The sequence below is a fragment of the Janibacter indicus genome, assembly GCF_900176385.1.
GTDB classification, from domain to species: domain Bacteria; phylum Actinomycetota; class Actinomycetes; order Actinomycetales; family Dermatophilaceae; genus Janibacter; species Janibacter indicus.
On the sequence record NZ_FWXN01000020.1, the window covers coordinates 1 to 7,829 of the forward strand.

The 7,829-nt window shown below is 67.0% G+C and carries 9 protein-coding genes; 6 read left to right on the top strand and 3 right to left on the bottom strand.

What is annotated here, in order from left to right; genetic code table 11:
- Positions 1–860: 860 nt before the first annotated feature.
- Positions 861–1,796: a cation diffusion facilitator family transporter gene (locus B9B60_RS16570; protein WP_084453184.1), complete on the bottom strand. Its 936-nt coding sequence runs from the start codon at positions 1,794–1,796 to the stop codon at positions 861–863.
- Positions 1,796–2,173, bottom strand: coding sequence for an ArsR/SmtB family transcription factor (locus B9B60_RS16575; protein ID WP_084453186.1), 378 nt, complete (start codon positions 2,171–2,173; stop codon positions 1,796–1,798). Before B9B60_RS16575 ends, B9B60_RS16570 begins: the two co-directional genes overlap by 1 nt.
- A gap of 93 nt (positions 2,174–2,266) precedes the next feature.
- On the opposite strand from B9B60_RS16575, the gene cmtR reads away from it, so the two are divergent.
- From cmtR to B9B60_RS16605, 6 genes are all read left to right on the top strand, one after another.
- Positions 2,267–2,647 carry a Cd(II)/Pb(II)-sensing metalloregulatory transcriptional regulator CmtR gene (cmtR, locus tag B9B60_RS16580; RefSeq protein WP_084453188.1) on the top strand — a complete coding sequence of 127 codons (381 nt, stop codon included), beginning with the start codon at positions 2,267–2,269 and terminating at the stop codon, positions 2,645–2,647.
- Positions 2,631–4,613: a heavy metal translocating P-type ATPase gene (locus B9B60_RS16585; protein ID WP_084453190.1), complete on the top strand. Its 1,983-nt coding sequence runs from the start codon at positions 2,631–2,633 to the stop codon at positions 4,611–4,613. Before cmtR ends, B9B60_RS16585 begins: the two co-directional genes overlap by 17 nt.
- Positions 4,610–5,254: a DsbA family protein gene (locus B9B60_RS16590; protein WP_084453192.1), complete on the top strand. Its 645-nt coding sequence runs from the start codon at positions 4,610–4,612 to the stop codon at positions 5,252–5,254. Before B9B60_RS16585 ends, B9B60_RS16590 begins: the two co-directional genes overlap by 4 nt.
- Positions 5,255–5,267: 13 nt before the next feature.
- The gene (locus tag B9B60_RS16595) at positions 5,268–5,867 is read left to right on the top strand and encodes a vitamin K epoxide reductase family protein (RefSeq protein WP_223277691.1); all 600 of its coding nucleotides are present in this window, start codon (positions 5,268–5,270) and stop codon (positions 5,865–5,867) included.
- A 75-nt stretch (positions 5,868–5,942) separates the two neighbouring features.
- The gene (locus B9B60_RS16600; RefSeq protein ID WP_159451243.1) at positions 5,943–6,536 is read left to right on the top strand and encodes a TlpA family protein disulfide reductase; all 594 of its coding nucleotides are present in this window, start codon (positions 5,943–5,945) and stop codon (positions 6,534–6,536) included.
- Complete coding sequence (locus B9B60_RS16605) at positions 6,533–7,309, top strand: cytochrome c biogenesis CcdA family protein (protein ID WP_084453198.1); 777 nt, start codon at positions 6,533–6,535, stop codon at positions 7,307–7,309. The genes B9B60_RS16600 and B9B60_RS16605 overlap by 4 nt, the downstream gene beginning before the upstream one ends.
- Positions 7,310–7,566: 257 nt before the next feature.
- Here the strand turns inward: B9B60_RS16605 and B9B60_RS16610 are convergent.
- The coding region (locus tag B9B60_RS16610) for an integrase core domain-containing protein (RefSeq protein WP_143445638.1) at positions 7,567–7,829 on the bottom strand (263 nt) is incomplete at its 5' end.

Genomic DNA, 7,829 nt, shown 5'->3' on the forward strand with positions numbered 1-7,829 from the left:
CGACTTCCTCCACACCTACAATCACGACCGCGGCCACACCGCACTCAAAGGCGCCTCACCCGCACACCGCGTACCCAACCTGGCGGGTCAGTACAACTAGACGCCCCACACGGACCGCGAGATGCTCACGAAGCGCACAGAGGTCCTGCAGGCGGCCCGGTGCTCAAGGACCACCGTCGGTTGCCTGTTGCGTGTTCCGCATGCGGCCCACGAAGGGCACGAATCTGCCTACGCGAGCGGCGTAGGCAAGGAAGTCCGGACCATGTGCCTTCAAGAGGTAGGGCTCCTCGACGGCTCTGACTTGGAGCTCCATCCCTGCGATGAGGGCCATCAGTGCGGCAGCCGATATGGCGTTGGGCGTCATGATTAGTACGCCCGCCATGGCCAGAACCATGGTGGAGAAGATCGGTTGCGAACGGCCGCGAAGGCCCCTGTGGTCACCAAGCCGGTTCGTTCGGACGGGTCCACTCCGATGCGCCACGAATCTCCCATCGCCTGCTGCGCTGCCAACACGAGGGCCAGCCCGATCACGGCCAGCCCAAGGCCGAGCCACCAGGCCCAGCGAGGCATTGCGATCGTTGAAGCGGGAACGAGCAGCGACAAGAATGGTCCAGCCGCCCCAAGGATGAGCGCGCCGGCGAACAGCCACACACCCAGACGGCCAGCCTTGCTGCTGTCCGAAGCGATCCGACGGATCCCGGGGTCCCCGGTCCGCCGGTGGTGCTGCAAGGTCCTCACCCCGAATGTCAGCGCGAGGCCGATGAGGTAGACGGTGAGCGCTATGAGTGCCTTCGCATCTGGGGATGTCGTCATGTCGGGTGCTTCCCATCGATTCGAGCGGACTGTCGGGAGGACTCGTTCTAGAAGTGCTCAACCCCGGTGCAGGTGCGTTCTCGCACTGCTGTCGTCTCCATCTGGATGGTGGCGTGCTCGAAGGAGACGGGGAAGTGCTCCTTCAGGCAGGATCGGATCTGCTCGAGGATCTGCGGTGCGTGGCCGGATTCGAAGCAGTCGTCGTCGATGACGACGTGCGCGGAGACGACTGGCAGGCCGGTGCCGATCGTGGAGGCGTGCAGATCGTGGACCTCGTGGACGTGGTCCAGCTCGAGGATGTGGGCTCTCACCGCGTCCAGATCGACGTCCTTCGGGGTGAACTCCATCAGCACTCTCACGGTCTCACGCAGGAGGCGGTAGGCGCGGGGCAGGATCAGGGCTGCGATGAACAGGCCGGCGATGGTGTCCGCTCGCTGGAAGCCGGTCGTGGCGATGACGATGGCAGCCACGATCACCCCGAGGGAGCCCAGGGCGTCGTTGAGCACTTCGAGGAAAGCTGCGCGCATGTTGAAGTTCGCGTCACGACTGGAGGACAGGACCACCATGGCGGCGATGTTGGCCGCCAGTCCGATGATGCCGAAGAACAGGAGCTCCTTGCCCTGGACCTCGGCAGGTTCAAGCAGTCGGCGCAGTCCTTCGACGGCTGCGTAGGAGCCGACCACGAGCAACAGGAGTGCCTGTCCTAGTGCGGCGACGACCTCGATCCGGGCAAACCCCCAGGTGCGCTTGCTGCTGGGTGGGCGCAGCATCATCGTGGCGGCGATGACCGCTACCAGCAGACCGGTCGAGTCCGAGAGGGCGTGAGCGGTGTCGGTCAGCAGCGCCAGGCTGCCGGTGATGACACTCCCGATCGCCTGGGTTAGGACGATGAGCGCAGTGATGCCGAAGGCGATCAGGAGCCGGTTGCGCAGACCTCGGTCCGCTCGCCCGTCCGTCGGGCCGTGGTGGTGATCGGCTGCCATCACAGCTCCTCGGTGGCCAACTGGTCGTGGTCGTGGTGATCGCGAAGCGACAATGACGCTCCGGACGCTGCGAGCAGTGCATCCGCGCTCTCGAGCAGGTCGGACAGTCGCGAAGGATCGGCCAGCGAGAACCACGACGCGCGGCCCTCGGCCCGCACGGTCACCAGTCCGCAGTCGCGCAGGCACGCCAAGTGCTTGCTTACGGTCGATTGCGCGAGGTGCATGTGCTCCACGAGGTCCCGGACGCGGTGCTCGCCGCTGGCGAGATGTGTGAGCAGAGCCAGGCGGGTGGGTTCGGCCAAGGCGTGGAACAACGCAGCAGAGGCGTCAGGCACCTCAATCGCTGTCGGACCTTCGCTTCTATCATTGATCGTCATATGACGATGCTATCACCAAATGGCGATGCAGGCTTGCGGTGGCCCCGTTGCCCTGCGGATCTCTTGGGTCAGCGGTCGATGTATAGTCAGTGCATGCTGAACAGTGCCGCTCGTCTGGACGTACTCAATCGGCTGGGGAGGGCAATGGCGGACCCGACTCGGGCGCGGATCCTGATGTCGCTGCTGCAGGCGCCCGGTTATCCGGCCCAATTGGCGCGCGACCTCGATCTGAGCCGTACGAATGTCTCGAACCATCTGGCCTGTCTGCGTGGCTGCGGGATCGTCGTCACTGTCACGGAAGGGCGCCGCACCCGATACGAGATCGCCGACGCGCACCTGACGCGCGCTTTGGAGTCGTTGATGGAGGTGGTCCTGGCGGTCGACGACGGGGTCCCCTGCGTGGACGAGGACTGTGACGTGCCGCTGTGCTGCGGGAGCGCGCCTCGTCCCGTCGCCGATGAGCAGGTGGTCTGACGTGAGTGATGCGTGCTGTGGCACCGACGAGCCCGTGATCGAAGAACTCGCACCCTGGTGGCGTGATCGTGCCCTGGCGCTGCCGCTCGTCGCGGGCGTGCTGTGGCTGACCGGTCTGCTTCTGGAGCTCGCCGGCGCCGAAGACCCTGCCGTGGTCGCCTACGTGCTCGGGTTGGCGGCTGGCGCTTGGACGTTCGCTCCGGCAGCGGTGCGGCAGCTGATCACGGGCCGAGGGGCTGGCCGGTTGGGCGTGGGGCTGCTCATGACGATCGCCGCCACGGGTGCCGTGCTGCTAGGGCACGTGGGTGAGGCCGCCGCGTTGGCCTTCCTGTTCTCCATTGCCGAGGCGCTCGAGGACCGCGCCATGGATCGAGCTCGGCACGGGCTGCGGGCGTTGTTGTCCCTGATCCCCGAGACCGCGGTGGTCTCGCGAGCGGGAACGAACGAGAGCATCCCGGCCGAGCAGGTCCGTCGGGGCGATGTCCTCGTCGTCGGCGCCGGCGACCGGGTCAGCACCGACGGCAGCGTCGAGGCCGGGCACTCGTGGTTGGACACCTCGGCGATCACCGGTGAGTCGATCCCCCTCGAGGTTGCTCCCGGTGACGCGGTGGCGGCCGGGTCGGTCAACACCTCGGGAACGTTGCGCATCAGGGCGGTCGCCGACGGGCGCGACAACTCCTTGACCCAGATGGTTGAACTGGTCGAGCAGGCTCACGCGGACAAGGGTGAACGCGCCCGTCTGGCCGACCGGATCGCCCGACCCCTCGTGCCGCTGGTCCTGCTCGCCGCAGCACTGATCGCCGCCTTCGGGTTCGTGATCGGTGACCCGCAGACGTGGATCGAGCGGGCCCTGGTGGTGCTGGTCGCAGCCTCACCCTGCGCGCTGGCGATCGCGGTCCCGGTCACGGTGATCTCGGCGATCGGCTCGGCCAGCAAATTCGGGGTGATCATCAAGTCCGGGGCCGCCTTCGAGCAGCTCGGCACGATCCGCGCGGTCGCCTTCGACAAGACAGGCACCTTGACCCGCAACGAGCCCCGGGTGGTAACCACTCACCCGGCCAGCGGTCACACCGACGCCGAGGTGCTTGCCCTGGCAGCGGCACTTGAGGCTGCCAGCAGCCACCCGCTGGCTGCAGCCGTGGTCGCCGCCTCACCGGACCGGCCCGAAGCGAGCAACGTCCAGGAGCACGCCGGACACGGCCTGACCGGGCTGGTCGGCGGACGCCGGGTGCGCGTGGGCAGCCCCCGTTGGGTCGCCCCCAAGGACCTGACCGCGCAGGCCGGCGCCATGGCCGACGAGGGCATGAGCCTCGTGGTGGTCGAGGTCAACGACCGTGCGTGCGGCGTGATCGGCATCCGCGACGAGCTGCGCCCCGAGGCAGCCCAGGCCATCGCGGACCTGCACCAGCAGGGCGTGTCCACAATGATGCTCACCGGCGACAACACCCGCACGGCCCAGGCATTGGCCAGCGAAGCGGGCATTCGACACGTCTACGCAGAGACCCTGCCTCAGGACAAGGCCGAGCACATCCGAGGCTCGAAGAAAACGAGCCCGACGGCGATGATCGGCGATGGCATCAACGACGCGCCTGCACTGGCCTCGGCCACCGTGGGTATCGCCATGGGCGCCAGCGGGTCCGCGGCTGCGATCGAGTCCGCCGACGTCGCCTTCACCGGCCACGACCTGCGCCTGCTACCCCAGGCTCTCGCGCACGCCCGCCGCGGGCGGGCGATCATGACCCAGAACGTCGTGCTGTCCGTGGCCCTGATCGCCATCCTCTTCCCACTGGCCCTGTTCGGCGTGCTGGGCCTGGCCGCGGTCGTGCTGGTCCACGAGATCGCTGAGGTCGTCGTCATCGGCAACGGGCTCCGAGCCATCCGCACCGAGCGCCCCTCCCAGCCAGAGGACAGGAACAGTGCATACCCTGCGCGCAGCCAGCGCCTTTCGACGATGGGAACCCGATGAGCAAGAGCCTGAAGCTGTCCATGGCCATGATCGTGGCGGTGCTCGTGGCCCTGGTCGCCGCGGTGACGTTCAGCCGCGCCGGTGACGAAGCGACACCCAGCGACTCCGGCAACGGGACGTCCGAGCCGCTGGTGCGCGAGGACAGCCCCCGCCTGACCTCCGGCAAGGAAGCGACATTCGTGGAGTACCTCGACTTCGAGTGCGAGGCCTGCGGTGCAGCCCACCCCGTCATGACGGACCTGCGGGAGAAGTACGGCGATGACGTGACCTTCGTCGTGCGATACCTCCCCCTGCACGGCAACTCGATGAACGCGGCCCTGGCCGCCGAGGCCGCCCGTGAGCAGGGTGAGTTCGAGGCCATGCACGACCAACTCTTCGAGACCCAAGGCGAGTGGAGCCACTCGGAGTCCTCCAAGGCAAAGACGTTCGAGGGGTACGCCAAGGACCTGGGTCTGGACATGGAGCAGTACCGCGCGGACGTGAAGGACCCGGCCATCAAGAAGCGCATCGAGCAGAGCACGCAAGACGCGCAGGAGCTGGGCGTGACCGGTACACCAACGTTCTTCCTCGACGGGGAGAAGATCGAACCGTCCACCATCGGTGACTTCGAGACCAAGCTTGATGCCGCGATCGAAGACTGACCCGGCCACGGGGATGCCCGCACCGGCGACCAGCGCACGTGGACTCGGCCGCCTGCACCTCATCGGGGGCCTGGTCGGGCTGGTCTGCGCTGTCGTGCTGCTGGTGGAGAAGTTCGAGCTGCTCAAGAACCCGGACTACGTCCCTACCTGCAGCATCAACCCGATCCTCTCCTGCGGCTCCATCATGTCCACCCCACAGGCCGACGCCTTCGGCATCCCCAACCCCATCATCGGAGTCGCCGGGTTCGCCGCTCTGGCCACGCTCGGAGCGGTCCTGACCACCGGAGTCAGCCTCCCCCGATGGCTGTGGCTGGCCACTCAGGCAGCAGTGACCCTCGCGGTGGTCTTCATCCACTGGCTGATCTACCAGAGCCTCTACGTCATCGGCGCGCTGTGCCCGTACTGCATGGTGGTGTGGGTCGTGACCATCGCGGTCTTCGCGTACACCACCGTCCACAACCTCCAGCGACTTCGAGACAGAGCCACTCCCCGCGGACAGCGCACCCTCGCCGCCCTGACGGAGTTCCGCGGAGCGATCGTGACCGGCTGGTGCCTCGTGATCACCGTCCTCATCGCCATCAGGTTCTGGGACTACTGGGTCACGCTCCTGTAGCAGCCGACCATGGGCGAGTGCACCGCTGAAGCCAACAACGAGGACCTTGGACCGACCATCAGGAGCATGACCCGCATGACTGCCCTCCGTCCCACCCGCCGCGCCGTGGTCGCGACCGCTAGCACCCTCGCCGTCGCCGCGATCACCGGATGTTCCGCCGACTCCGGCGCTTCGGAGGCGGCCCCGGATGCCGGTTACCGCGCTGGGGACGGCAGCGTGACCCTCTTCGACACCGACGAACGCGGCGAACCCGTCGAGCTCGCTGGTGACACCTTGGACGGTGAGACCTGGGACAGCGCCGACCACCGAGGCAAGGTCGTCGTGGTCAACGTCTGGGCCAGCTGGTGCGGCCCGTGCGCCAAGGAGGCCCCGCACCTCGTCGAGCTCAACAAGGAGCTGAATGAGAAGGAAGTCGAGCTCGTCGGGATCAACTACCGCGAGTCCTCAGTGGCGACCGGCCGGTCCCAGGCCAGGACGTGGGGCTTCACCTGGCCCTCGATCTATGACAAGAGCGGGTCGACCGCCATCGACATGCAGGGCAAAATGACCACCCAACCCTCGACCGCTGTCCTCGACCGCGAGGGCCGCATCGCCGCCGTCGTCCTCGGGGCAACCACCCAGTCGACCCTCCAGGGCCTGGTCGAAGACGCCCTCGCCGAAGGCGCATGACCACTGCACTCCCGTCCCTCACCGGGCTGTCTTCCTCGCTGAGCGACCAGGTAACCGACGGAGCCCTCCCCCTCGCGGTGCTCGTCGCCGCCCTCGCCGGGCTCGTCTCCTTCGCGACCCCGTGCGTGCTGCCGCTCGTGCCGGGCTACCTCGGCTACGTCACCGGCCTGTCCGACGTAGCCCTCGAGGAGCGCAGCCGCGGCCGCATGATCCTCGGCACCCTAATGTTCATCCTCGGCTTCACGGCCGTCTTCATCCTTGCGTCGATGTTCGTTGCGACCGCCGGGCAGATCTTCGTCGAGCACCGAGTGCTGCTCATGCGCCTCGGTGGCGTGCTCGTGATCCTCATGGCCCTGGTCTTCCTCGGTGCTGGCAAGCAGCGGACCTTCCGCCTTCCGATTAAGCCCGCAACAGGCCTGGCCGGGGCGCCGGTCCTCGGCGCCGTCTTCGGCCTGGGCTGGGCTCCATGCATGGGCCCGACCCTCGCAGCCGTCCTCGCGCTCAACCTCACCGCGGAGGCGTCAATGACGCGGGCGGTGACCCTCGCCGTCGCCTACTGCCTGGGGCTCGGCCTGCCCTTCCTTCTTATCGCCGCCGCCTACGAACGGTGGGCTCCGGTCTCGACCTGGCTGCAGCGCCAGCAGCGTGCGATCCAAGTCGCAGGAGCTGGGCTGCTCATCATCGTTGGTCTCCTGCTGCTCACCGGAGGCTGGGACTCCATGACGCAGTGGCTGCAGACCCGCCTCATCAGCAACTGGGAAGTGCCCCTCTGACGGACGAGAGTCAACGACCGCTCGGGGCATGGCCGTCCACGGTCTGAGGTCCGGCCCAAGGCAAGCGCGATGAGCATGGGGTCAGTCCCTACTTTGCACAGCTGAGCCAATCAGGGGCGATCCGTGCAGAGTGGGCCGCGTGTCGTGTGCAATCTGCGCTGCATCTCGACATCTGATGTCGAGAAGCGCCCTAAATTAGAGCAAGTCGACTTCTATCTAAGATTCGAGGATCCGAGGGCACTAGGTGTACTCGGCCGTCAGGTTGTTGACAGTCGGCTGGTCGGGGCGAGGCCGCCGAGTGCGGTGTGGCGGCGTTCAGTGTTGTAGTGCTCGAGCCAGGGCGCAAGGGCGGCTGCTCGTTGCTGGTTGCTGGTGAAGACCTGCCGGTAGGCCCACTCGGTTTGCAGGGTGCGGTTGAAGCGTTCGACCTTGCCGTTCTGCCAGGGGCAGTGGGGCTTGATGAACTTGTGCTTGGCGCCCAGCTCGTCGAGGACCTCGCGCACGTCGTGGGAGTTCTTGT

Coding starts and splice junctions, on each gene's coding strand:
- cmtR (WP_084453188.1), top strand. CDS start 2,267: ATGCTGAACAGTGCCGCTCGTCTGGACGTACTCAATCGGCTGGGGAGG.
- B9B60_RS16585 (WP_084453190.1), top strand. CDS start 2,631: ATGAGCAGGTGGTCTGACGTGAGTGATGCGTGCTGTGGCACCGACGAG.
- B9B60_RS16600 (WP_159451243.1), top strand. CDS start 5,943: ATGACTGCCCTCCGTCCCACCCGCCGCGCCGTGGTCGCGACCGCTAGC.
- B9B60_RS16570 (WP_084453184.1), bottom strand. CDS start 1,796: ATGGCAGCCGATCACCACCACGGCCCGACGGACGGGCGAGCGGACCGA.
- B9B60_RS16605 (WP_084453198.1), top strand. CDS start 6,533: ATGACCACTGCACTCCCGTCCCTCACCGGGCTGTCTTCCTCGCTGAGC.
- B9B60_RS16595 (WP_223277691.1), top strand. CDS start 5,268: ATGCCCGCACCGGCGACCAGCGCACGTGGACTCGGCCGCCTGCACCTC.
- B9B60_RS16590 (WP_084453192.1), top strand. CDS start 4,610: ATGAGCAAGAGCCTGAAGCTGTCCATGGCCATGATCGTGGCGGTGCTC.
- B9B60_RS16575 (WP_084453186.1), bottom strand. CDS start 2,173: ATGACGATCAATGATAGAAGCGAAGGTCCGACAGCGATTGAGGTGCCT.